The organism is Streptomyces sp. S6 (assembly GCF_054880855.1).
The window spans coordinates 1-856 of sequence record NZ_JBTYMC010000699.1 but is presented as its reverse complement, the minus strand read 5'-3'; the positions used below and the strand labels follow the sequence as shown (position 1 = coordinate 856).

At 71.6% G+C, this 856-nt stretch carries 2 pseudogenes; one reads left to right on the top strand and one right to left on the bottom strand.

Features of this window, described 5'->3' with window-relative positions:
* A pseudogene (locus ACVNF4_RS36560) lies at positions 1–228 on the bottom strand (hypothetical protein); the annotation flags it as partial.
* A 434-nt stretch (positions 229–662) separates the two neighbouring features.
* Between ACVNF4_RS36560 and ACVNF4_RS36555 the strand changes: the two are divergent.
* Positions 663–856 (top strand): annotated as a pseudogene (locus ACVNF4_RS36555) (SCO0930 family lipoprotein); the annotation flags it as partial.

The window sequence follows — 856 nt, the reverse complement described above, 5'->3', positions numbered from 1 at the left end:
GGGGGTGGTTCGGGGGCCGGCGTCGGCTTCGGGGTCGGCTTCGGCGTGGGCTTGGGGGTCGGCTTGGGCGTGGGTTTCGGGGTGGGGGTCGGCTTCGGGGTGGGTGTGGGAGTCGGGGTCGGTGTGGGGGTGGGCGTAGGGGTGGGGGTCGGGGTCGGTTCCGGGCAGTCCGGGGGTGGGGGAGGGGGCTTCGGACGGCAGGGGGGCGGCGTCGGCCAGCCCGGCCACGGGGAGTGACCGGCGACGGCCACGATCTCCAAGCCGTCCGGTCCCACGGACGCGTACGCACAGGCGTCGGCGGACGCGACCCCGGCCGGCGCGCCCACCAGGATCCAGGCAGCGGTCACCACGCCCAACACCCGTACGGCGAGGGCGGATCGGGTCGGTTCGGGTCCATGCACGACGCAGATCATCAGCCCTCGCACCCCGGCGCACGCCCCTGATCGGCACCGATTGCCCCGAACGGGCGAACTTCACCCCCATGTGGTTTGACAATGCATCGACCGGATGTCCGGACGTACGCACACGTATCCGTCAAACACGGCCGGGTGAAAGATTTTTTCGCCGGGGTTGAACACAACGGCACACCCCGTCCGTAACCAATGCCGAGCGGCGGCGCAGCAGGGCGCTGCGAACAGCTTGTGATGATCGGGGAGTTGACAATGAACACCTCCTGGCGGAGCGCCTCTCTCGTGGCGAGCGCTGTGGCCGTGCTGGCGCTGACGACGGCGTGCGGTCAGGAAAGCGGGGGCTCGACGGGCAGCCAGAACGTCGGCTCGACGGCCCCGGCCGGCACCGGTGGCATCACCACCGGCGGCGTCGGCAGCGGCGGCTACGGCGGTGTCGGCACCGGCTC